Origin of the sequence: Bacteroides eggerthii, assembly GCF_025146565.1 — a bacterium.
Taxonomy (GTDB): domain Bacteria; phylum Bacteroidota; class Bacteroidia; order Bacteroidales; family Bacteroidaceae; genus Bacteroides; species Bacteroides eggerthii.
Genome location: NZ_CP102258.1, coordinates 230,976 through 252,899, shown reverse-complemented (window position 1 = coordinate 252,899; position 21,924 = coordinate 230,976). Strand labels below are relative to the sequence as shown.

Below are 21,924 nucleotides of genomic sequence, written 5' to 3'. Positions count from 1 at the left end.
TTATGGCAGGACTTAATAATAGAGTTAAGATTACAAACGATATAGAACTGAAAGACAGATTGGTTGCTATTAATCGTGTAACCAAAGTAACCAAAGGTGGTAGAACTTTTAGTTTCTCTGCTATTGTGGTAGTAGGAAATGAAGAAGGTATCATCGGTTGGGGCCTTGGCAAAGCCGGCGAAGTAACTGCCGCTATTGCCAAAGGTGTTGAAGCTGCAAAGAAGAATCTGACTAAAGTACCTGTATTGAAAGGTACGGTTCCTCATGAGCAGTCTGCTAAGTTCGGTGGTGCTGAGGTATTCATTAAGCCGGCTTCTCATGGTACTGGTGTTGTGGCAGGTGGTGCAATGCGTGCAGTGCTTGAAAGTGTTGGTGTAACGGACGTTTTGGCCAAGTCAAAAGGTTCTTCCAACCCGCACAACTTGGTAAAAGCTACTATCCTGGCATTAAGCGAAATGCGCGATGCACGTATGGTGGCTCAGAACAGAGGAGTTAGTATGGAAAAAGTATTTAGAGGATAAGGAGGAAGAATATGTCGACTATAAAGATTAAACAAGTTAAAAGTAGAATTGGTGCTCCTGCTGATCAGAAGAGAACTCTCGATGCACTGGGACTTCATAAGTTGAATCGTGTGGTTGAACACGAATGTACTCCTTCAATTCTTGGAATGGTGGATAAGGTTAAACACTTGGTTACCATTGTTAAGTAATTATTTGTTGAATATAAAACGAATTACAATATGAACTTAAGTAATTTAAAACCTGCAGAAGGATCTACTAAAACAAGAAAGAGAATCGGACGTGGTCCGGGTTCTGGCTTGGGAGGTACTTCTACCAGAGGTCATAAAGGAGCTAAATCAAGATCTGGATACTCTAAGAAAATCGGTTTTGAAGGTGGTCAGATGCCTCTTCAACGTCGTGTTCCTAAGTTTGGCTTTAAAAATATCAATCGTGTAGAGTATAAAGCTATCAACTTGGATACAATTCAGAAACTGGCAGAAGCTAAGAATTTGCAGACTGTAGGCATCAATGACTTCATCGCTGCAGGTTTCATCTCTTCAAGCCAGTTGGTAAAAGTATTAGGTAACGGAACTTTGACTGCTAAGTTGGATGTACAAGCACATGCATTCTCTAAGACTGCTGTTGCTGCCATCGAAGCTGCTGGTGGACAAGTAGTAAAACTCTAATTCGATGAGAAAAGCTATTGAAACATTAAAGAATATATGGAAAATTGAGGATCTGAGACAACGGATCCTCATTACCATATTGTTTGTGGCAATTTACCGTTTCGGTTCGTATGTTGTATTACCGGGTATTAATCCGGCAATGTTGACACAATTGCATCAACAAACAAGCGAGGGTCTTTTAGCCTTGTTAAACATGTTTTCCGGAGGAGCATTCTCTAATGCATCTATCTTTGCATTAGGTATCATGCCGTATATCTCCGCTTCCATTGTGATTCAGTTGCTGGGTATTGCGGTACCTTATTTCCAAAAATTGCAACGTGAAGGTGAGAGTGGTAGAAGAAAAATGAATCAGTATACTCGTTATTTGACGATTATCATTCTGTTGGTTCAGGCTCCTTCTTATTTGCTCAATCTTAAAATGCAGGCTGGTCCTTCCTTAAATGCTTCATTAGATTGGACTCTGTTTATGCTTACTTCTACCATTATTTTGGCGGCTGGAAGTATGTTTATTTTGTGGCTTGGTGAGAGAATTACAGACAAAGGAATTGGTAATGGTATCTCCTTGATTATCATGGTGGGTATTATTGCACGTTTGCCGCAGTCTTTGTTCCAGGAGTTGATTTCTCGTATGACTGATAAGACTGGTGGTTTGGTTATGTTCTTGATTGAACTTGTAGTCTTGTTGCTTGTCATTGCTTTTGCCATTCTTTTGGTACAAGGTACAAGAAAGATTCCTGTTCAATATGCAAAGAAAATTGTTGGTAACAAACAATACGGTGGTGCAAGACAGTACATCCCTTTGAAAGTAAATGCAGCTAACGTGATGCCTATCATTTTTGCTCAGGCAATCATGTTCATTCCTATTACTCTCGTTGGATTTTCAAATGTAAATAATGCGAGCGGTTTCATACATGCATTAACTGATCATACAAGCTTTTGGTATAATTTGATTTTTGCAGTGTTGATTATATTGTTTACGTATTTCTATACTGCAATTACCATTAACCCGACTCAGATGGCTGAGGATATGAAGAGAAACAATGGTTTCATTCCAGGTATCAAACCGGGAAAGCAAACCGCAGAGTACATTGATGTGATTATGTCACGTATCACTTTGCCGGGTTCTTTCTTTTTGGCTTTGGTTGCTATTATGCCTGCATTTGCCGGTATATTCGGTGTGAAAGCAGAGTTTGCTCAGTTCTTCGGCGGCACATCTTTGTTAATTCTTGTAGGTGTGGTTCTTGATACTCTCCAGCAGGTTGAAAGTCATTTGTTGATGAGACATTATGATGGTTTGCTGAAATCTGGACGTATTAAAGGCCGTAGCGGTACAGTAGCTGCGTATTAATCTTATTTGAAGAATGATATTTCTTAAAACTGACGATGAAATAGAGCTGCTCCGTAAGAGTAATTTGCTTGTGGGGAAAACGTTGGCTGAGATAGCTAAGGTTATAAAGCCCGGAGTTACTACAAAGGAGTTGGATAAAGTGGCGGAAGAGTTCATTAGAGATAATGGTGCTGTCCCTACTTTTAAAGGTTTTCCCAATCAATATGGTGAACCGTTTCCAGCTTCAATTTGTACTTCTGTGAATGAACAGGTTGTACATGGTATTCCGAGTGATGATGTGGTACTGAAAGAAGGGGATGTTGTTTCTGTTGATTGTGGTACTTACATGAACGGCTTTTGCGGTGACTCTGCTTATACGTTTTGTGTGGGAGAAGTTGATGAAGAAGTTCGCAAATTACTGAAAGTTACTAAGGAGGCATTATATATAGGAATACAGAATGCAGTTCAAGGCAAGCGGTTGGGTGATATAGGATATGCTATACAACAACATTGTGAGTCTAATTCTTATGGTGTAGTGCGCGAGTTTGTCGGTCATGGAATCGGTAAGGAAATGCACGAAGATCCTCAAGTTCCTAATTACGGTAAACGTGGTTATGGAACTATGCTGAAAAAAGGATTGTGCATTGCAATCGAACCGATGATTACCTTGGGTAATCGGCAAATTGTAATGGAACGTGACGGTTGGACAGTGAGAACCAAGGACTGCAAATATGCTGCTCATTTTGAACATACCATAGCAGTTGGAAGCGGTGAGGCTGATATATTGTCATCATTCAAATTCATTGAAGAAGTATTAGGAGATAAAGCAATTTAAGAAGTTAATATGGCAAAGCAATCTGCAATAGAACAAGATGGAGTTATAGTTGAAGCATTGTCTAATGCAATGTTTCGTGTTGAATTAGAAAACGGACATGAGATTACTGCACATATTTCCGGTAAGATGAGGATGCATTACATCAAAATCCTGCCGGGTGATAAAGTAAGAGTCGAAATGTCTCCTTACGATTTATCGAAAGGAAGAATTGTATTTAGATATAAATAAAATTAAGATATGAAAGTAAGAGCATCCTTAAAGAAACGTACGCCAGAGTGTAAGATCGTTAGACGTAATGGCCGTTTGTATGTTATTAACAAGAAAAATCCTAAGTATAAACAACGTCAAGGATAATATTATTATTTTTGCAAAAAAAATAATTTAGTATATGGCTATAAGAATAGTTGGTGTCGATTTGCCTCAAAACAAGAGAGGTGAAGTTGCGTTGACCTATGTATATGGAATAGGTCGTAGTAGTTCAGCAAAGATTTTGGATAAAGCAGGTGTTGACAGAGACCTGAAAGTAAAAGACTGGACGGATGATCAGGCTGCCAAGATTCGTGAGATCATTGGTGCAGAGTATAAAGTAGAAGGTGATCTTCGCTCTGAAGTTCAATTGAACATCAAGCGTTTAATGGATATCGGTTGCTACCGTGGTGTACGTCACCGTATCGGTCTCCCTGTTAGAGGCCAGAGTACAAAGAACAACGCTCGTACTCGTAAGGGAAGAAAGAAAACCGTTGCTAATAAGAAAAAAGCTACTAAATAATAATTGTTGATATGGCAAAAAAAACAGTTGCAGCAAAAAAGAGAAATGTAAAGGTAGATGCTAATGGACAGTTGCATGTTCATTCATCTTTCAACAACATTATTGTTTCTCTGGCTAATAGTGAAGGTCAGATTATTTCTTGGTCTTCTGCCGGAAAGATGGGATTTAGAGGTTCTAAGAAGAACACTCCTTATGCAGCACAAATGGCTGCTCAAGACTGTGCTAAGATAGCATATGATCTTGGCTTGAGAAAGGTAAAAGCATATGTGAAGGGTCCAGGTAACGGACGTGAGTCTGCTATTAGAACTATCCACGGTGCAGGTATCGAAGTTACTGAGATCATTGACGTAACTCCGCTTCCACATAATGGTTGTCGTCCTCCGAAAAGACGTAGAGTTTAAGATTTACCTTTAATAAAAATGAAACTTGATATTGTTATTGGATTGTAATTTCTTCTCTACAATCGCGGCTGCAACAAATTAAGTTCATGAATAACAATTAAATATTTAAAAAGAAATGGCTAGATATACTGGACCAAAATCAAGAATAGCCCGTAAATTCGGTGAAGGTATCTTTGGAGCAGATAAAGTATTGTCAAAGAAAAACTATCCTCCCGGACAGCATGGTAATTCAAGAAAGAGAAAGACTTCTGAATATGGTGTTCAACTTCGTGAGAAACAGAAAGCCAAATACACCTATGGAGTTTTGGAAAAACAATTCCGCAACCTGTTTGAGAAGGCAGCTACCGCTAAAGGTATTACCGGTGAGGTGCTTCTTCAATTATTGGAAGGTCGTCTTGACAATGTAGTATTCCGTTTGGGTATTGCTCCGACTCGTGCAGCTGCTCGTCAGTTGGTTAGTCACAAGCATATCACTGTAGATGGTGAAGTGGTAAACATTCCTTCATATGCAGTAAAACCGGGTCAGGTTATTGGCGTTCGTGAAAGATCTAAATCTTTGGAAGTTATCGCTAACTCATTGGCTGGCTTTAATCACAGCAAGTATCCTTGGTTGGAATGGGATGACAATGCTAAAGTAGGTAAGTTGTTGCACATACCTGAAAGAGCAGACATTCCTGAAAACATTAAAGAGCATTTGATTGTAGAATTGTATTCTAAATAATAATTAATTTCATGGCGATATTAGCATTTCAAAAACCTGATAAAGTATTAATGTTGGAAGCGGACTCTAAATTCGGGAAATTCGAATTTCGTCCGTTGGAGCCTGGTTTCGGTATTACCGTAGGTAATGCACTGCGCCGCATCCTGCTTTCTTCATTGGAAGGTTTTGCCATCACTACTATCAAAATAGACGGTGTTGAGCATGAATTCTCCAGTGTTCCAGGAGTAAAAGAGGATGTTACTAACATTATCTTGAATCTGAAACAAGTGAGATTCAAGCAAGTAGTTGAAGAATTCGAGAGCGAGAAAGTAAGTATTACAATCGAGAATTCAAGTGAATTTAAAGCAGGTGACATAGGTAAGTATTTGACTGGATTTGAAGTGTTAAATCCTGAATTAGTTATTTGTCATTTAGATTCAAAATCAACTATGCAGATAGATATTACGATCAACAAAGGTCGTGGTTATGTTCCTGCTGACGAAAACCGCGAATATTGCACCGACGTGAACGTAATTCCTATCGATTCTATTTATACTCCGATACGTAATGTTAAGTATCAGGTAGAGAACTTCCGTGTTGAGCAGAAGACTGACTACGAAAAGCTGGTGCTTGAGATTACTACGGATGGTTCCATTCACCCGAAAGAAGCTCTGAAAGAAGCTGCTAAAATTCTGATTTATCACTTCATGCTCTTCTCTGATGAGAAGATTACGCTGGAAACTAATGATGTTGACGGTAATGAAGAGTTTGATGAGGAAGTATTGCACATGCGTCAGTTGCTGAAGACCAAGCTTGTTGATATGGATCTCTCGGTTCGTGCTCTCAACTGTTTGAAGGCTGCGGATGTAGAGACTTTGGGCGACTTGGTACAATTCAACAAGACCGATCTGCTGAAATTCAGAAATTTCGGAAAGAAATCGCTTACCGAGCTTGATGATTTGCTGGAAAGTCTGAATCTGTCGTTTGGAACTGATATTTCTAAATATAAATTAGATAAAGAATAAAAAATGAGACATAATAAAAAATTCAACCATTTGGGTCGTACTGCCTCTCATAGAAACGCTATGTTGGCTAATATGGCGTGTTCTTTGATCAAGCACAAAAGAATCACTACGACCGTTGCAAAGGCTAAAGCTTTGAAGAAGTTCGTTGAGCCTTTGATTACAAGAGCTAAGGATGATACGACAAACTCTCGTCGTGTTGTATTTAGCAATTTGCAAGACAAGTATGCTGTAACTGAGTTGTTCAAAGAAATCTCTGTGAAGATTGCTGATCGTCCGGGTGGTTACACTCGCATCATCAAGACTGGTAACCGTTTGGGTGACAATGCAGAAATGTGCTTCATTGAACTCGTTGACTACAACGAAAACATGGCTAAGGAAAAAGTTGCTAAGAAAGCTACCCGTACCCGCCGTTCAAAGAAGACTGCTGCTGAAGCTGCTCCCGCTGCTGAAACTGCGCCGGTTGCTGAAGCTCCTGCTGCTGAAGAAGCAAAAGCAGAATAATTCAACTATTCTTTTTATATATAGAAAGCCGTCCCAGCGATTGGGGCGGCTTTTTTGTTTATACTTTTATTTACATGAACAAACATTAAAAGATGTATGAGCAAAACAAATCTATGAAATAAACTGTTATATTTGCAGGTGTTTATGGGCAGATATTTAAAATTCATAGGTTTTCTGGTGCTTGCGTTTATTGTATGGCAAACATCGGGTGCTGCATTTGCCGACGGTAGTTCGGCAGGTGTGGAGGAGTCTGTGGATATCCGAACAGCGCCTGTTGCTGCACATCATCAGGAGGAGGCATGCTTCACTTCGCCCCGTTTGCCATATTTGCCGGTTGCGGAGTTGGCAAGCAACAACGGGCATGTGCAGTTGCTTACCATGTCCCGTATCCAGCGTTCTTATATTACCGAATATATCTTTTCCTTAAAGGACTGGGTGGACAAGATTGCCCAGCGTGAAGCGGTTCTATCGTTGCATAGAGAGAAGCTTTTTGATGCTACCGCTTACTATCGTTGCCAGCCTGTGTGCGAGTATTACATTTTCGCACTGCGGCGGATTCTGATTTAATGTATTATTGTCATTGTTTTTTCCCTTGAGTACGGGCATATAATGCTTGTATGGGGGGGGAGATTGTACTCATTATTCACTATTTCAATATTCATTAATTCATAAAACTATTTATATTATGGCAACTCAAACTATCGACGCGACTCTTTTTGCGTCTTCACATCCTGATATTGCAAAGCGTACAAGTGTTTCCGGACTTATTATTTCTGTGGGGATGATGCTGGTGGGCATTCTTATTTTCGCATCTATTTTTGAGATGAGCGATAAGTCCTCTACTTTGAGTATGGGGCTGATGGTGCTGGGTACGGCATTGATTCTGTTGGGGGTGTTCCGTTTGTTCTGGAAATCAAAAGAAATCGTTTATCTGCCGACGGGAAGTGTGGCGAAGGAACGCAGTCTGTTTTTCGATTTGAAGCATATAGGAAAACTGACCGAGATGCTCGAAAGCGGTAAGCTCGACGGTGAAGCCGGTGTCAAGAGTGAGTCGAGTGGTAATGTACGTCTGGACGTTATGATTTCGCAAGACAATAAATTTGCTGCACTTCAATTGTTTCAGTTTGTGCCTTACACTTACACTCCGGTGACCTCAGTGTGCTACTTTACGGGTAATGAAGCTGCGGCGGTTTCGGCATTCTTGTCCAGATGCAAGGCGATGTAAGCGGATGCTGCGGGTAAGGAACCGTTAGGATATGGAGTGGGGATTAGTCGGTGACGGCAATCCCCATTTTTTTCATAAGGAAGCACGCATTCATGTTCTGCGCTACGCCAGGGCGGAGGCGGTAAGAGAATGTCAGCTCGTTGTCGGTGATATCAGCTTCGAAGCGGTAGTTGCAGATATTTTCGGGGAAGAGGTCGATGAGGGTGCCCAGCAATAAGTCGTGCGTGGCGATGATGCCGTTTGCCTGTAAGGCCATGAACTGCTTGATGAGTGCGAAAGACCCTTTCTGCTTATCCATTGAGTTTGTTCCTTTCAGTATTTCGTCGAGGATGATGAAGAGTTCCTCGCCCGATTGCAGCTTGTCGATGATGAGTTTCAGGCGTTTGAGTTCGGCAAAGAAGTAGGACTCGTTGTCGGTCAGGGAGTCGCTGGTGCGCAGGCTGGTGATGAGACGGGCGGGATACGCCTCCATCTCTTCCGCGCAGACGGGCATGCCGGTGCAGGCAAGCAGGTAGTTGATGCCTATCGTGCGCAGATAGGTGCTCTTTCCTGCCATGTTGGCGCCGGTGATGATGATGAAGAAAGGGCGTTTCTCCATGTCGATGTCGTTGCGGACACAGCGGTCGCGGTGCATCAGGGGATGTCCCAGGGCTTTTGCGCGAAGCATGAAACGGGTGTTGTTGCCGGTGTTTTCCGTATCAGCTTTCTTCGTATTGGAAGAGATGTTGACTTTGGCGGCAATCATATCGGCCTTGTCGAGCAGGGTGGGATAAGAATAGTCCGGATGATTATAGGCGAAGGTTGCCAGTGAGTTGAGGGCATCCATCTGTCCGAGGGCGCTGAGCCAATGCGGCAGTTCGCGGGAATATTGCTCTTTCCAGGTTTCGATGCGCATTATCTGTCGCAGTTCCCAGAAAAACAGACCGTTGAGAATGACGTACATGAATACGTTGTTGCGTTGGTCCAGCTCGTTCATCAGTTTGCTCAGCCGGCTGATGGCGAGGGAGGCTTTCCGTTGTTCGCCGCCAATTTCTTCTTTGATGCGTTTCAGCAGGTTGCATTGCATGGGTTGGGCTTCCATCAGTTTGAGCAGTCCGGCATACGTACCGAGGATTTGTAGCTTCTTGCCGTACACAGCCTGTATTTTGGTGATCTTTCCGGTAAAGGCGAATCCGGCGGTGACAAAGAGCGTCCAGATCACTCCCCACATGCTTGCGGGCAGATAACCGGTAAGCATAAGGAGCAGACAGATGCCGTTGATGCCGGTGACGGTTGCCGGCAGAAGTCGTAAGAACTTATTCTTGCGGAATACGCCGGGGCTTGCCGCCCATGCTTTCAGTTCGGTTTCGTCGGCTGCTGTGCCTTTGTGCAGCATGCCGAGGATGCGGAAGTGCTGGCGGAATTGCAGTTCGGGAGCCAGTTCGCGTACGGCTGCCTGTCGTTCCAGTATATCCTCTTTCTTTTCGAGATGCTGTCCCAGCCAGTTTGCCAACAGGCGTTTTCCCGGTTCGGTGCAGGTGCGGTTGACGTACTGGAACAATGAATGTGTGCCGAATACGTCCAGATCGTAGGCATACAGGTGGGCGGGGTCGACAAACTCCTCGCCGGCATCGAAGCAGGACGTATCGTAATCCAGCGCGGCCAACTCCTGCCGGTTCACCTCTGCTCTCTTTTCCTGATAGTCTTTGCGGCGAAACAGGTTGTTGTGGTACTTTATCAGAAGGATGAACGGCAGCAGGGTGACGAGTGCGATTCCTGCCAGTATCGTCCAACTTTCCTCCCGGAAGTAGATAATCCCTGCGATTCCTGCCACGAACAGCAGCAACCGTAAGGAGCCGGTATGGTAAATTGCTTGCTGTATTTTGTTCGACTCTTGTTGTGCTTCCTCCGCAATGCGGCTGTATGTTGATTTTATTTTTTCAATGCTTTCCATTTATTCCCATGCTTTATAGATTGGCAAAGGTAAGTAAATATATGGTTTTCTTCTCCTAAGAAGATGTGAAATGCCAACGGTTGGTATTCAAAATACCACAGTTTGGTATTCGAAGTACCACAGTTTGGTACGAGGGCTACCACAGCTTGGTACAAGGACTACCACAGTTTGGTACGGCGTGTACCAAAGGTTGGTATTCGATTGGTATCTGTATCTCGTTTGTAATCAGTAGTGTATCCCGGCAGTTCCAACAAGGGGGTCCCGCATTTCTGCTTTAGATGTTTTTGTCTGCGACAGAGAGGGTTGGGCAAGGCCGGTGCAGACATACGGAAATCATTTTATGGGCGATACGATGTTTTTTTCCTCTCTATGTTTGCTGAATAAGGATAAAAAATGTACCTTTCGCCTGGGTAAGTAAAGTTTCAGAAAGAAAGGGAAATGATATGAAAGTACGTTGGTTGTTAGGGATATTGGCATTATTGGGCTTGCCTTGTTCGGCTCAGCAGATAATGTATTCCAACTTGAAAGCGTTGGTGGAAGGCCGCGGAGATACGGTCACGATATTGAAAGTGGAGAAGCGTTCCAAGAACCAGATTTATCTGATGGGCGGTGCGGATTATCGTATAGAGGCGGAAGACAACTCCGGCTTGTGCCGTTATTTGAAATCACGTTGTTATGCGGTGCGGATGGATACGTCGCTCTACGTCAACTGCAAGAAGATGCGCTATAAGCGTTACCGTTTCGGCGGTTGGTATGCGCCTGCCATGTGGGTGAAAGGTAAGATTTATTTCTGTGCGCAACCTGTGGGGCAGGTCGCTGCAAGCACCGCAACCCCGCCCGATGCAACGAAGCTGGGCGGTGAAGTGGGGGATGCCATCAATGCTTCGGGGCTGGTCTTTGCGCGTGTGTATTATGAGTTGAATCCGGAAACGGGACGCTCGGAGTTTGTGGGCAGGGAGAAGATGCTGGAACTGCTGGCGGACTATCCTGCGCTGCAAGAAGCATTTGAAAAAGAAACGAGCGAGTCGGCGGAGGTCATCGGGAGATATTTGAGACAGCTCGAGTCTGAACCGACTTGTTCCACCGAATCAGCCCAAGCCCTTATCGAACTGACCAAGAAAGCGAGAAACGGTCATCTGCCTTCACAACAGGAGTGGGAAATATTGTTTGCCACCGATGGATATAAGCAGTTTTTTGACCGCCCTGTGGGGAAATCGCTGAAAAAAACTTTTAAGGCTTCTTATGAAATTGTTTTCGACCGGAATTTAAAGGCTGTTAAGGATAGTATCTTGTCCGTTCCCCTTCAGACGATGAAGAACAATGAAGATATCGTACGTTATTTTTGTATTCAAAATCTCAGCCGGTTTGGCGATGACCTTGATAGGCTCGATGACTATTTGGCAGGTTCTGCCCTCTCCGGCGCTTTTGTCCGTGGCAACAAGCAAGCCTTGAAATACTTACCGGACAGTTTTGCGATGTGACATCCCGATCACAGTAAATTCTACATTCTCTTGTTTACCCCCGAAGCCTGGTCGCTCAGCGGCAATGTATTTATGGATTTGAATTGTGTTTATAGTCAGGATGAAGAATCCCTGGCCAATCTGATAGGTCACGAACTGCATCACAGCTATCGTTGGGGCTATCTTCGAGAGAAATACAAAGACAGTGGAAGTCCTGTTGCGGCCGCGTTGAGCATGATGCAGTCGGAGGGTTGCGCTGATATTCTGAACAAGTTCGAGGGTCCTTATTCTATGAAAGACGCCGGGCTTTTCGGTGAAGATGTGTTGAAACAGATGAACGAAAACTACTACAATACGCCGAAGCTACTGCAAAAGATAGATTCTTTGACGGTGGGTTACTCGAAAGGAACAGTGGACGCCGATGTCTATGGGCAGGTTGCCAAGTTACCGGTTAACGGCGGACATCCGAATGGCTTTTATATGGCGACGCTCATCAAGCACCAACTCGGATTGCAGGCGATTGTCGACAATTCTGTGGAGCCGGTGATGTTTGTGGAAACCTATAACAAGGCTGCACGGAAAGCAGGTGATGAATATGTCTTTACTGATGAATTTGTGGCTTATGTAAAACAACAGTATAAGTTAATGGAGAAGTAATTTTTCTGACTTTATGATAAATAATCCCGGTGTTCTATTGTGAATACCGGGATTTATTTTTATATTGCGGCAGATACAGAGTCGCATCTGCTGACAATTTGTAACTATTCACCTTATTATACTATGGAGATTACCTTAAGCAAAACACTGCCCCCTTATCCCGCCTTCGTAGAAGGCATCCGGCGGGCTCCCGACCGCGGCTACACCCTCGACCCGGCACAAACGGCTACGGCATTGAAGAATGCCCTGCGCTACATCCCTAAAGAACTGCACGAAACGCTTGCACCGGAGTTCATGGAAGAACTCCGCACGCGCGGACGCATCTACGGTTACCGTTACCGTCCGCAAGGCGACCTCAAGGCAAAGCCCATTGACGAATACAAAGGACGCTGCATCGAGGGCAAGGCCTTTCAGGTGATGATAGACAATAACCTCTGTTTCGACATCGCCCTCTATCCCTACGAACTCGTCACCTATGGCGAAACGGGACAGGTGTGCCAAAACTGGATGCAATACCGCCTGATAAAACAATACCTCGAAGTCCTCACCTGCGACCAGACGCTCGTCATCGAAAGCGGGCATCCGCTGGGGCTCTTCAAGTCGAAGCCCGAAGCGCCGCGCGTCATCATTACGAACGCCATCATGGTGGGGCTTTATGACAACCAGCAGGACTGGCACACAGCCATGCAGATGGGCGTTGCCAATTACGGGCAGATGACTGCCGGCGGGTGGATGTACATCGGTCCGCAGGGCATCGTGCATGGCACTTTCAATACCCTCCTGAACGCCGGGCGATTGAAACTCGGCATTCCGCAAGACGGCGACTTGCGCGGACGGCTTTTTGTATCCTCCGGTCTGGGCGGCATGAGTGGCGCCCAACCCAAAGCTGCCGAAATGTCGGGAGCTGCCGCTATCATAGCCGAAGTGGACGCTTCACGTATCGACACCCGTCATCGTCAGGGATGGGTGGGGCACGTGACGGATTCGCTGCCGCATGCCTTCTCACTGGCCAAAGAGGCCATGGACAGTCGCACCCCCATTTCCATTGCCTATCATGGCAATGTGGTGGATCTCTTGGAATATGCCGCAAAAGAACAGGTACACATAGATCTGCTATCCGACCAGACATCCTGCCATGCCGCCTACGACGGCGGCTACTGTCCCGCAGGGCTGACCTTTGAGGAGCGCACCCGGATGCTGCACGAGAACCCGGCGGAATTCCGCCGTAAGGTGGATGCTACGCTGAAACGCCATTTCCTTGCCATAAAAGAGCTCGTGGGGCGGGGCACGTACTTCTTCGATTACGGCAACTCCTTTATGAAAGCCGTCTACGATGCCGGCGTCACCGAAATAGCGCGCAACGGCAGTGATAAGAACGGGTTCATCTTCCCCAGCTATGTGGAGGACATCATGGGGCCCGAACTCTTTGATTACGGTTACGGACCTTTCCGCTGGGTATGTCTCAGTGGCAGGCACGAAGACCTGGTGAAGACCGACCGGGCGGCCATGGAGTGTATCGATCCCACGCGCCGCGGACAGGACTTGGATAATTACAATTGGATTCGCGATGCCGAAAAGAATAATCTGGTGGTGGGCACGCAGGCGCGTATCCTCTATCAGGATGCCGAAGGACGCATGAAGATTGCACTCCGCTTCAACGAGATGGTGCGCCGGGGCGAGGTAGGCCCGATTATGCTGGGACGCGACCACCACGATGTCAGCGGTACGGATTCCCCTTTCCGCGAGACATCCAACATCAAGGACGGCAGCAACGTAATGGCGGACATGGCTGTGCAATGCTTTGCCGGTAACTGTGCGCGGGGCATGAGCCTTGTGGCGCTGCACAATGGCGGCGGAGTGGGCATAGGCAAAGCCATCAACGGCGGCTTCGGCATGGTGTGCGACGGCTCCGAAAGGGTGGACGAAATTCTGCGTTCCGCCATGCTTTGGGATGTTATGGGCGGCGTGGCACGCCGTTCGTGGGCACGCAACGAGCATGCAATGGAAACCAGCGAGGAGTTCAACCGCACCCATTCGGATGGCTACCACATCACGATTCCTTACGTGGCGGATGAAGAACTGATTGATAGATATATAAAACAATAATAACAGGCTTGTTATAGGGGAAATAAGGGTATAAGAGATTGGGTCTGTTCTTTTGTTCTTATGTCTGAGAGAAAGAATATGCCAATCTAAAAATAATATATCTGTATCCTCGTGTTAGCAAACTAAAAACATAACCATTATGAACCGAATCGTAGAATGTGTCCCCAATTTCAGTGAGGGACGCGACTTGCAGAAAATAGACCGGATTGTAGCCCCGTTTCGTGGCAGGCAGGGTGTCAAGTTGTTGGATTACAGTAACGATGAAGACCACAACCGCCTCGTCGTCACCGTAGTGGGCGAGCCCGAACCGCTGCGCGATGCTGTGCTTGAGGCCATCGGCGTGGCAGTGGAGCTCATCGACCTGAACAAGCATCAGGGACAGCATCCCCGTATGGGTGCGGTGGACGTTGTGCCCTTCATTCCTATTAAGAATGTAACGATGGAAGAAGCCGTTGCGCTCTCCAAGGAAGTGGGCGGGGAAGTGGCGAAACGTTATAACCTGCCTGTGTTCCTTTACGAGAAATCCGCATCAGCCCCTCACCGGGAAAACCTTGCGGCTGTCCGGAAAGGTGAGTTCGAGGGTATGGCGGAGAAAATAAAACTCCCCGAATGGCAGCCCGACTTCGGCCCCGCCGAGCGGCATCCCACTGCGGGAACGGTGGCGGTTGGCGCGCGTATGCCGCTGGTGGCCTATAACATCAACCTGAATACGCCGAGTCTGGAGATTGCGCACGATATTGCCAAGAAGATACGCTTCATCGGCGGCGGCCTGCGCTATTGCAAGGCCATGGGAGTGGAGTTGAAAGATCGGGGAATCACGCAGGTGTCTATCAATATGACCGACTATACCCGTACCGCCCTTTATCGCGCCTTCGAACTGGTACGCATCGAAGCGCGGCGCTACGGTGTCAGCATCGTGGGCAGTGAGATTATCGGCCTTGTGCCCATGGAAGCGCTGATTGATACGGCTTCCTATTACCTCGGACTGGAGAACTTCTCGATGCAGCAGGTGCTCGAAGCCCGGATAATGGAGTGAGTGCCCGACGTGTGAATAGCACACAACTGTCTTTCAGTGATCAATGTTCTGAACTTTAAATGAAACAGAAACAAATATGACGGAGAATCTTATCATCTTCAACGCTCGTGTCGTCACTCCCATCGGCTTTTCCGCCCGTTGTGGCAGGGAAATGGAAGAGATCTGCATCATGGATGACGCTACGGTGGAAGTCACCGGCGGCGTCATCACCTACGTAGGCCCTAATCGTGGCGAGGACCGCGACGGATACTATCAGCGCTACTGGCACTACAACGCCCGGGGCAAATGCCTTCTGCCCGGCTTTGTGGACTCGCATACGCACTTCGTTTTTGGCGGAGAGCGTGCCGAGGAGTTCTCATGGCGCTTGAAGGGCGAAAGCTACATGTCCATTATGGAGCGCGGAGGAGGCATTGTCAGCACAGTGGCTGCCACCCGCAACAGCAACTTCATCCAGTTGCGCGGCAAGGCGGAGGGCTTCTTGAAGCAGATGAGCGTCATGGGAGTGACCACCGTCGAGGGAAAAAGCGGTTACGGCTTGGACAAGGAGACCGAGCTGCTGCAACTCCGCGTCATGCGCAGCCTGAACAATGACGAGCACAAGCGGGTGGACATCGTTTCCACTTTTCTTGGCGCACATGCAGTGCCGCAGGAGTATGTCGGGCGTACGGACGATTATGTGGATTTCATCATTCGCGAAGTGATGCCCGCCGTCGTTCAGAACCGGTTGGCAGAGTTTTGCGATGTCTTTTGCGAGCAGGGCGTGTTCTCCATCGGGCAGTCCCGCCGCCTGCTGACTGCCGCTCGTGATATGGGATTGGCGCTGAAGCTCCATGCCGATGAAATAGTGCCGCTGGGCGGTGCGGGACTGGCTGCGGAACTTTCCGCCGTATCCGCCGACCACCTGCTGCATGCTTCCGATGCCGACATCCATGCCATGGCGGACAAAGGCGTGGTTGCCACCTTGCTCCCTCTTACCGCCTTTGCCCTGAAAGAACCTTATGCCCGCGGGCGTGAGATGATTGACGCCGGCTGTGCCGTAGCACTGGCCACCGACCTTAATCCCGGCAGTTGCTTCTCCGGTTCCATCCCGCTCACTATCGCACTGGCTTGCATCTATATGAAGATGAGTGTCGAGGAGAGCATTACCGCCCTTACCCTGAACGGCGCCGCCGCCTTGAATCGTGCCGGCAGCATCGGCAGCATAGAGGTGGGAAAGAAAGGGGACTTCGTGGTGCTGAATACGGATAATTATCATTTCCTGCCCTATTATGTGGGCATGAATTGTGTGCACGCTACGGTGAAGGAGGGCGTACTCCACCCGGTGCTTTAGCGGTGCGTTAATAGCGAATTGATACCTAATTGTGTAATACCTAATAATAATTTAATCCCATGTTAGTCGATTTAACAGTCAAAGAGTTTTTGAATAAAGTGGCGGGCAGCGACCCCGTCCCCGGCGGCGGAAGCATTGCCGCATTGAATGGCGCCATTGCTTCGGCTTTGGCGGCAATGGTAGCCAATCTCACTGTCGGCAAGAAAGGCTATGAGGCGCACGAGGAGCTGATGCAGCATATTGCGGGAGTGGCATCGCAGGAGAAAGACACCTTCATCGAAGACATTGACCGCGACTCCGAAGCGTACGACAGTGTATTTGCCTGCTTCAAGATGCCGAAAGCCACCGACGAGGAGAAAGCCGCCCGCAGCGCCGCCATTCAGGAAGCCACCAAGTTTGCAGCCCTCGTGCCCATGCAGGTGGCACGTAATGCCTACGAGCTGATGACTGTCATCATGGATGTGGCACGCCTGGGCAACCGTAATGCCGTAACCGATGCCTGCGTGGCGATGATGTCCGCCCGCTCTGCCGTATTGGGGGCGTTGATGAATGTGCGCATCAACCTCGGTTCGCTCAAAGATAAAGAGTTCGTTGCCAAGCTGCAGGCCGAAGCCTGTGAGCTGGAACGCCTTGCCTGTGCCAAAGAGAAAGAATTGTTGGACGAAATCAATGAGGAGCTCAAAGTATGAAGAATGTCTACTATGTCGGTTCGGGCGAGCTGACCTTCGACCTTATCGAACGCATCATCAACGAGAACCTGAAACTTGAGTTGGCTCCCGAAGCCAAAGAACGCATACAGAAATGCCGCGACTATCTGGATAAGAAAACCGCCGAATCCGCCGAACCTCTCTACGGGATCACCACCGGCTTCGGCTCCCTGTGCAGCAAAAGCATCTCGCCCGACGAACTGGGCACCTTGCAGGAGAACCTCATCAAAAGCCATGCTTGCAGCGTGGGCGAGGAGATCCGTCCCGTCATCATCAAACTGATGATGCTGCTCAAGGCGCATGCACTTTCATTGGGGCACAGCGGCGTGCAGGTCATTACCGTACAGCGCATCCTCGACTTCTTCAACAACGATGTGATGCCTATTGTCTACGACCGCGGCTCCTTGGGAGCATCGGGCGACCTTGCTCCGCTTGCCAATCTTTTCCTGCCTCTTATCGGTGTGGGTGACGTGTACTATAAAGGTCGGAAGCGCGAGGCTATCAGCGTACTCGATGAATTCGGCTGGGAGCCCGTCAAACTGATGAGCAAGGAAGGCCTTGCCTTGCTGAACGGTACGCAATTCATGAGCGCCAACGGTGTCTTTGCCATTCTTAAAGCTTTCCGCCTCTCCAAGAAAGCCGACCTGATAGCCGCCCTCTCCCTGGAAGCCTTTGACGGTCGCATCGACCCGTTCATGGATTGCATCCAGCAAATCCGTCCCCACAAAGGACAAATCGAAACGGGCGAGAACTTCCGCAAACTGCTGGAGGGCAGCGAACTCATCGCCCGCCCCGGCAAGCATGTGCAGGATCCGTATTCTTTCCGTTGCATTCCGCAGGTGCATGGCGCAACGAAGGATGCTATCCGGTATGTCTCTTCGGTTTTGCTGACGGAGATTAATTCTGTGACGGACAATCCTACCATCTTTCCGGATGAAGACCGTATCATCTCCGGCGGAAACTTTCATGGGCAGCCGTTGGCTATCTCGTACGATTTCTTAGGGATCGCCCTTGCCGAACTGGGAAACATCTCCGAACGCCGTATCGCCCAGCTCATCATGGGACTGCGGGGACTGCCGGAGTTTCTGGTTGCCAATCCCGGCCTGAACTCCGGGTTTATGATTCCTCAATATGCCGCCGCCTCTATGGTGAGCCAGAACAAGATGTACTGCTATGCTGCCAGCAGCGACTCTATCGTGTCCAGCAACGGACAGGAGGACCATGTCAGTATGGGAGCCAACGCAGCCACGAAGCTCTACCGTATCATGGACAACTTGGAACACATCCTTGCCATCGAACTGATGAATGCTGCACAGGGCATTGATTTCCGCCGCCCGCAAAAAACCTCGCCGCTCTTGGAAGGCTTCCTGCGCGAATACCGCAAAGAGGTTCCTTTTGTGAAAGACGACATTGTGATGTACAAGGAAATTCATAAAACAGTGGCGTTCCTGAGCCGGACCAAGTTTGATTATTAGGAATCTTCCCAATAAATCTGCGAGAACACTAATTTTTATTAATCGTTTAACAAAAGAAAGAAAACTTAATTGGTGAATTAAGTTTTCTTTCTATATTTGCTTCGTTTTATTTCCAAAATGAATAAAAAGAGTTTTTGAAATTTAAAAGGAAGAGAAATGAGCGAATATACCAAGCACCTTACTCCTCGTCCGGAACTGAGAGAACGGATCATTGAAACTGCGGTGAAGGCCTTTGCTGCGCAAGGTATCAAAAGTATTACGATGGATGACATCGCAACTTCGTTGGGCATCTCCAAGCGTACTCTGTATGAGGTGTTTCCTGATAAGGAGACCTTGCTGGAAGAGTGTATCCTGAGAGGTCAGAAAGAGGGGGATGAATATCTGAAGAATGTGCTTGCTACATCCGAGAATGTATTGGAAGTCCTGTTGAAATGCTACCAGCGCAGTATCGAAAAGTTCCATGCCACCAACAAGAAGTTTTTTGAGGACATCAAGAAGTATCCCAAAGCCTATAAGCTGATGACCAAACGGCATGATCAGGACTCGGAAGAAACGGTGAACTTTTTCAAGGAAGGCGTGAAGCAGGGCATCTTCCGCGATGATGTGAATTTTGCCATTATCAATCTGTTGGTAAGGGAGCAGATTGACTTGCTGATGAATACGGATATTTGCAAGGAGTATTCGTTCCTTGAAGTTTATGAGTCTATCATGTTCACTTTCCTCCGGGGAATTTCTACGGAGAAAGGGGCGCATGAGTTGGAGGTGTTCATCCGGGAATACCGCAAAAAGATAATCTCCGGAAATAGCGAGACAGAGAACAAATAGAAAACGATTAATTCTTTTATGAAGATGCAGAGATTTTTTGAGGGTAAGAAATGGGTATTGGCCGTTGCCATAGTGTTGGTTGGTGCTTATGCACGAGCACAAGGGACGAAAGATACTTTGACCCTGAACCTTGCCAAAGCCATAGAGATTGCTTTGAGCGACAATCCTACTATTAAAGTGGCGGAAGAGGAGATTGCACTGAAAAAGGTGAGCCATAAGGAAACCTGGCAAAACCTGTTGCCCGAAGCGAGCATTTCGGGAAGTATGAGCCACACTATTACGGCGCCGCAGTTCAGTATCGGCGACCAGACTGTGAAAATGGGTAAAGACAAGGCGAACACAGCCACAGGAGCGTTGAACATAAGTCTGCCCCTGTTTGCACCGGCAGTGTATCGCGCCATGTCGATGACAAAAACGGACATTGAGCTGGCGGTAGAGAAGTCACGTGCCTCCAAACAGGATTTGGTGAATCAGGTGACCAAGGCCTACTATCAGTTGATGTTGTCGCAGGACTCATACGATGTTCTGCAAAAAAGCTATAAGCTGGCAGAAGACAATTATAACATAGTCAACGCTAAATACCGGCAGGGTGCGGTGAGTGAATTTGACAAAATCAGCGCCGAGGTACAGATGCGCAGCGTGAAGCCGAGTGTCATTTCGGCCGGAAACGCTGTGACGCTCTCCAAATTGCAACTCAAAGTATTGATGGGTATAACGGCCGATCTGGATATTAAGATAGACGACAGTCTGGCGGCTTATGAGGGAGTTGTGTTTGCCAATCAATTGGATAATGCGACGCACGAAGGCTTGGTGAACAATACCACGATGAAGCAACTGGAGTTGAACCGCCTGATGCTTCAGAAGAACATCAAGTCCTTGCGCACCAACTTCATGCCGACACTGGCTTTGGGCTATTCTTATCAGTATCAGTCCATGAACAACGACAGTTGGAATGTATTCAACTACAACTACGGAAGCAGTTCTTCGCTGGTGTTCAGTTTGAGTATTCCTTTATACAAGGCAAGCAACTTTACAAAACTGAAATCCAACCGCATCCAGATGCGCCAGTTGGACCAGAACCGCATCGATACGGAACGCAAGCTGAATATGCAGATTACCAGCTATCAGGATAATATGGCAGCCAGCTCGGAACAGGTGTCCAGCAACAAGGAGAATGTGATGCAGGCCGAAAAGGCGGTGCAGATTGCCGGCAAACGCTACGAGGTGGGCAAAGGAACTGTGCTTGAACTGAACACCTCGCAAGTGCAGCTCACTGAGGCCGAGTTGACTTACAACCAATCCATATACGATTATTTGGTGGCTAAAGCCGATCTTGACCAAGTGTTGGGAAGAGATTACATAAGCAAAGATCAGAAATAAAAATCAGAACAACGATATGAAGAAAAGTTTTCAAATGATTGCCCTGCTTGCAGTAGCACTGTTGGGCGCTTGCAGCGGCGGGAAGGACAAGGCTGTCGCTGAACATGTGGATGAAAAGCCGAGAGTGAAGCTGGCGGATGTGAAAGCGCGTCCGGTAGAACAGATCCATGAATACACCGCTACTGTCGAAGCAGAGGTGAAGAACAATATAGCTCCTTCGTCTCCGGTGCGTATAGACAGGATATTGGTGGAAGTGGGCGACCGCGTATCCAAAGGCCAGAAGCTGGTCAGCATGGATGAGGCCAACCTGAAACAAACCAAGTTCCAGTTGGATAACCAGGAGATTGAGTTCAAGCGTATGGACGAACTGTACAAAGTGGGCGGTGCATCCAAGTCGGAATGGGATGCAGCCAAAATGGCTTTGGACATAAAGGAGACGGCCTATCGCAACCTATTGGAAAACACCTCGTTGCTCAGCCCTATAAACGGTGTTGTAACAGCCCGTAATTATGACAACGGCGACATGTACAGCGGCGGGGAACCTGTGTTGGTGGTGGAACAGATCACTCCGGTGAAACTGCTCATCAACGTTTCCGAAACCTATTTCACCCAAGTGAAGAAAGGCGCTCCCGTAGCAGTGAAGCTGGATGTCTATGGCGACGAACCGTTTGAAGGCTACATCAGCTTGGTTTATCCTACGGTAGACCCGAATACACGCACCTTCCCTGTAGAGATTAAACTCTCCAATAAGGACCAGCGCGTGCGTCCCGGAATGTTTGCCCGCGCCACACTTAATTTCGGCTCCAAGGACAATGTGGTTGTGCCCGACTTGGCCATCGTGAAACAATCCGGTTCGGGCGACCGCTACGTGTATGTCTACAAAGACGGCAAAGTAACCTATAATAAGGTGGAACTCGGACGCCGCATGGGTGCTGAATACGAGTTGATTTCCGGTGTGCCCGACAATTCACAGGTAGTTATAGCCGGACAGACCAAGCTGGTGAACGGCATGGAAGTAGAAGTAGAGAAATAATCACTAAACACTA

General features: G+C 47.4%; 23 protein-coding genes and 2 pseudogenes. 24 read left to right on the top strand and 1 reads right to left on the bottom strand.

The genetic code is table 11. The annotated features are described in order from the left end of the window. The first annotated feature begins 2 nt into the window (after positions 1–2). The 14 genes from rpsE to NQ546_RS01005 all read left to right on the top strand — a co-directional run bounded on the left by rpsE (position 3) and on the right by NQ546_RS01005 (position 7,969). A complete protein-coding gene (gene rpsE, locus NQ546_RS01070; protein ID WP_004291223.1) occupies positions 3–521 on the top strand; it encodes a 30S ribosomal protein S5 in 519 nt (172 codons plus the stop codon). 11 nt (positions 522–532) lie between these two features. After that, positions 533–709, top strand: coding sequence for a 50S ribosomal protein L30 (gene rpmD / locus NQ546_RS01065; RefSeq protein WP_004291222.1), 177 nt, complete (start codon positions 533–535; stop codon positions 707–709). 30 nt (positions 710–739) lie between these two features. After that, positions 740–1,186 (top strand): 50S ribosomal protein L15, encoded by a 447-nt coding sequence (gene rplO, locus NQ546_RS01060; RefSeq protein WP_004291221.1) that lies wholly within the window; start codon positions 740–742, stop codon positions 1,184–1,186. Positions 1,187–1,190: 4 nt separating this feature from the next. After that, positions 1,191–2,534: a preprotein translocase subunit SecY gene (secY, locus tag NQ546_RS01055; RefSeq protein ID WP_004291220.1), complete on the top strand. Its 1,344-nt coding sequence runs from the start codon at positions 1,191–1,193 to the stop codon at positions 2,532–2,534. Between the two features lie 13 nt (positions 2,535–2,547). Next, entirely contained in the window at positions 2,548–3,348 is an 801-nt protein-coding gene (map, locus tag NQ546_RS01050; RefSeq protein ID WP_004291219.1) for a type I methionyl aminopeptidase, read from the top strand. A gap of 9 nt (positions 3,349–3,357) precedes the next feature. Next, entirely contained in the window at positions 3,358–3,576 is a 219-nt protein-coding gene (infA, locus tag NQ546_RS01045) for a translation initiation factor IF-1 (RefSeq protein ID WP_002558052.1), read from the top strand. A gap of 9 nt (positions 3,577–3,585) precedes the next feature. Continuing rightward, complete coding sequence (ykgO, locus tag NQ546_RS01040) at positions 3,586–3,702, top strand: type B 50S ribosomal protein L36 (protein WP_002558051.1); 117 nt, start codon at positions 3,586–3,588, stop codon at positions 3,700–3,702. A gap of 34 nt (positions 3,703–3,736) precedes the next feature. Then, the gene (gene rpsM, locus NQ546_RS01035; RefSeq protein WP_004291218.1) at positions 3,737–4,117 is read left to right on the top strand and encodes a 30S ribosomal protein S13; all 381 of its coding nucleotides are present in this window, start codon (positions 3,737–3,739) and stop codon (positions 4,115–4,117) included. A gap of 11 nt (positions 4,118–4,128) precedes the next feature. Continuing rightward, positions 4,129–4,518: a 30S ribosomal protein S11 gene (gene rpsK / locus NQ546_RS01030; protein ID WP_002558049.1), complete on the top strand. Its 390-nt coding sequence runs from the start codon at positions 4,129–4,131 to the stop codon at positions 4,516–4,518. A gap of 115 nt (positions 4,519–4,633) precedes the next feature. Continuing rightward, a complete protein-coding gene (gene rpsD / locus NQ546_RS01025) occupies positions 4,634–5,239 on the top strand; it encodes a 30S ribosomal protein S4 (protein ID WP_004291217.1) in 606 nt (201 codons plus the stop codon). 11 nt (positions 5,240–5,250) lie between these two features. Beyond that, positions 5,251–6,243: a DNA-directed RNA polymerase subunit alpha gene (locus NQ546_RS01020; protein ID WP_004291216.1), complete on the top strand. Its 993-nt coding sequence runs from the start codon at positions 5,251–5,253 to the stop codon at positions 6,241–6,243. Between the two features lie 3 nt (positions 6,244–6,246). After that, positions 6,247–6,744, top strand: coding sequence for a 50S ribosomal protein L17 (rplQ, locus tag NQ546_RS01015; protein WP_004291215.1), 498 nt, complete (start codon positions 6,247–6,249; stop codon positions 6,742–6,744). A 144-nt stretch (positions 6,745–6,888) separates the two neighbouring features. Continuing rightward, positions 6,889–7,311, top strand: a complete 423-nt coding sequence (locus NQ546_RS01010) for a hypothetical protein (RefSeq protein WP_004291214.1) — start codon at positions 6,889–6,891, stop codon at positions 7,309–7,311. A 118-nt stretch (positions 7,312–7,429) separates the two neighbouring features. Next, positions 7,430–7,969: a hypothetical protein gene (locus NQ546_RS01005; RefSeq protein WP_004291213.1), complete on the top strand. Its 540-nt coding sequence runs from the start codon at positions 7,430–7,432 to the stop codon at positions 7,967–7,969. Between the two features lie 43 nt (positions 7,970–8,012). Here NQ546_RS01005 and NQ546_RS01000 read toward each other — a convergent pair whose 3' ends face one another. Next, on the bottom strand, positions 8,013–9,902 hold the full coding sequence (locus NQ546_RS01000) for a MutS family DNA mismatch repair protein (protein ID WP_004291212.1): 1,890 nt from the start codon (positions 9,900–9,902) through the stop codon (positions 8,013–8,015). Positions 9,903–10,345: 443 nt separating this feature from the next. Here NQ546_RS01000 and NQ546_RS00995 point away from each other — a divergent pair. The 10 genes and pseudogenes from NQ546_RS00995 to NQ546_RS00950 form a co-directional block, all read left to right on the top strand. After that, a pseudogene (locus tag NQ546_RS00995) lies at positions 10,346–10,972 on the top strand (DUF6563 family protein); the annotation flags it as partial. Then, positions 10,952–12,019: pseudogene (locus NQ546_RS00990) on the top strand (DUF5700 domain-containing putative Zn-dependent protease). The pseudogenes NQ546_RS00995 and NQ546_RS00990, both read left to right, overlap by 21 nt. 123 nt (positions 12,020–12,142) lie before the next feature. Continuing rightward, positions 12,143–14,125 (top strand): urocanate hydratase, encoded by a 1,983-nt coding sequence (locus tag NQ546_RS00985; protein WP_004291208.1) that lies wholly within the window; start codon positions 12,143–12,145, stop codon positions 14,123–14,125. A gap of 139 nt (positions 14,126–14,264) precedes the next feature. Next, positions 14,265–15,161, top strand: a complete 897-nt coding sequence (gene ftcD / locus NQ546_RS00980) for a glutamate formimidoyltransferase (RefSeq protein ID WP_004291207.1) — start codon at positions 14,265–14,267, stop codon at positions 15,159–15,161. A gap of 76 nt (positions 15,162–15,237) precedes the next feature. Continuing rightward, positions 15,238–16,491: an imidazolonepropionase gene (gene hutI, locus NQ546_RS00975; protein ID WP_004291206.1), complete on the top strand. Its 1,254-nt coding sequence runs from the start codon at positions 15,238–15,240 to the stop codon at positions 16,489–16,491. Between the two features lie 59 nt (positions 16,492–16,550). Next, entirely contained in the window at positions 16,551–17,180 is a 630-nt protein-coding gene (locus tag NQ546_RS00970; RefSeq protein ID WP_004291205.1) for a cyclodeaminase/cyclohydrolase family protein, read from the top strand. Beyond that, positions 17,177–18,673: a histidine ammonia-lyase gene (hutH, locus tag NQ546_RS00965; RefSeq protein WP_004291204.1), complete on the top strand. Its 1,497-nt coding sequence runs from the start codon at positions 17,177–17,179 to the stop codon at positions 18,671–18,673. Before NQ546_RS00970 ends, hutH begins: the two co-directional genes overlap by 4 nt. Before the next feature lie 156 nt (positions 18,674–18,829). Then, a complete protein-coding gene (locus tag NQ546_RS00960) occupies positions 18,830–19,498 on the top strand; it encodes a TetR/AcrR family transcriptional regulator (protein WP_004291203.1) in 669 nt (222 codons plus the stop codon). 18 nt (positions 19,499–19,516) lie between these two features. After that, on the top strand, positions 19,517–20,878 hold the full coding sequence (locus NQ546_RS00955; RefSeq protein ID WP_004291201.1) for a TolC family protein: 1,362 nt from the start codon (positions 19,517–19,519) through the stop codon (positions 20,876–20,878). A gap of 16 nt (positions 20,879–20,894) precedes the next feature. After that, the gene (locus NQ546_RS00950) at positions 20,895–21,911 is read left to right on the top strand and encodes an efflux RND transporter periplasmic adaptor subunit (RefSeq protein WP_004291200.1); all 1,017 of its coding nucleotides are present in this window, start codon (positions 20,895–20,897) and stop codon (positions 21,909–21,911) included. Positions 21,912–21,924: the final 13 nt, after the last annotated feature.

What these genes read in the sequence shown, in the direction of transcription:
- rpsE (WP_004291223.1), top strand. Translation starts at nt 3, where the DNA reads ATGGCAGGACTTAATAATAGAGTTAAGATTACAAACGATATAGAACTG.
- rpmD (WP_004291222.1), top strand. Translation starts at nt 533, where the DNA reads ATGTCGACTATAAAGATTAAACAAGTTAAAAGTAGAATTGGTGCTCCT.
- rplO (WP_004291221.1), top strand. Translation starts at nt 740, where the DNA reads ATGAACTTAAGTAATTTAAAACCTGCAGAAGGATCTACTAAAACAAGA.
- secY (WP_004291220.1), top strand. Translation starts at nt 1,191, where the DNA reads ATGAGAAAAGCTATTGAAACATTAAAGAATATATGGAAAATTGAGGAT.
- map (WP_004291219.1), top strand. Translation starts at nt 2,548, where the DNA reads ATGATATTTCTTAAAACTGACGATGAAATAGAGCTGCTCCGTAAGAGT.
- infA (WP_002558052.1), top strand. Translation starts at nt 3,358, where the DNA reads ATGGCAAAGCAATCTGCAATAGAACAAGATGGAGTTATAGTTGAAGCA.
- ykgO (WP_002558051.1), top strand. Translation starts at nt 3,586, where the DNA reads ATGAAAGTAAGAGCATCCTTAAAGAAACGTACGCCAGAGTGTAAGATC.
- rpsM (WP_004291218.1), top strand. Translation starts at nt 3,737, where the DNA reads ATGGCTATAAGAATAGTTGGTGTCGATTTGCCTCAAAACAAGAGAGGT.
- rpsK (WP_002558049.1), top strand. Translation starts at nt 4,129, where the DNA reads ATGGCAAAAAAAACAGTTGCAGCAAAAAAGAGAAATGTAAAGGTAGAT.
- rpsD (WP_004291217.1), top strand. Translation starts at nt 4,634, where the DNA reads ATGGCTAGATATACTGGACCAAAATCAAGAATAGCCCGTAAATTCGGT.
- NQ546_RS01020 (WP_004291216.1), top strand. Translation starts at nt 5,251, where the DNA reads ATGGCGATATTAGCATTTCAAAAACCTGATAAAGTATTAATGTTGGAA.
- rplQ (WP_004291215.1), top strand. Translation starts at nt 6,247, where the DNA reads ATGAGACATAATAAAAAATTCAACCATTTGGGTCGTACTGCCTCTCAT.
- NQ546_RS01010 (WP_004291214.1), top strand. Translation starts at nt 6,889, where the DNA reads ATGGGCAGATATTTAAAATTCATAGGTTTTCTGGTGCTTGCGTTTATT.
- NQ546_RS01005 (WP_004291213.1), top strand. Translation starts at nt 7,430, where the DNA reads ATGGCAACTCAAACTATCGACGCGACTCTTTTTGCGTCTTCACATCCT.
- NQ546_RS01000 (WP_004291212.1), bottom strand. Translation starts at nt 9,902, where the DNA reads ATGGAAAGCATTGAAAAAATAAAATCAACATACAGCCGCATTGCGGAG.
- NQ546_RS00985 (WP_004291208.1), top strand. Translation starts at nt 12,143, where the DNA reads ATGGAGATTACCTTAAGCAAAACACTGCCCCCTTATCCCGCCTTCGTA.
- ftcD (WP_004291207.1), top strand. Translation starts at nt 14,265, where the DNA reads ATGAACCGAATCGTAGAATGTGTCCCCAATTTCAGTGAGGGACGCGAC.
- hutI (WP_004291206.1), top strand. Translation starts at nt 15,238, where the DNA reads ATGACGGAGAATCTTATCATCTTCAACGCTCGTGTCGTCACTCCCATC.
- NQ546_RS00970 (WP_004291205.1), top strand. Translation starts at nt 16,551, where the DNA reads ATGTTAGTCGATTTAACAGTCAAAGAGTTTTTGAATAAAGTGGCGGGC.
- hutH (WP_004291204.1), top strand. Translation starts at nt 17,177, where the DNA reads ATGAAGAATGTCTACTATGTCGGTTCGGGCGAGCTGACCTTCGACCTT.
- NQ546_RS00960 (WP_004291203.1), top strand. Translation starts at nt 18,830, where the DNA reads ATGAGCGAATATACCAAGCACCTTACTCCTCGTCCGGAACTGAGAGAA.
- NQ546_RS00955 (WP_004291201.1), top strand. Translation starts at nt 19,517, where the DNA reads ATGAAGATGCAGAGATTTTTTGAGGGTAAGAAATGGGTATTGGCCGTT.
- NQ546_RS00950 (WP_004291200.1), top strand. Translation starts at nt 20,895, where the DNA reads ATGAAGAAAAGTTTTCAAATGATTGCCCTGCTTGCAGTAGCACTGTTG.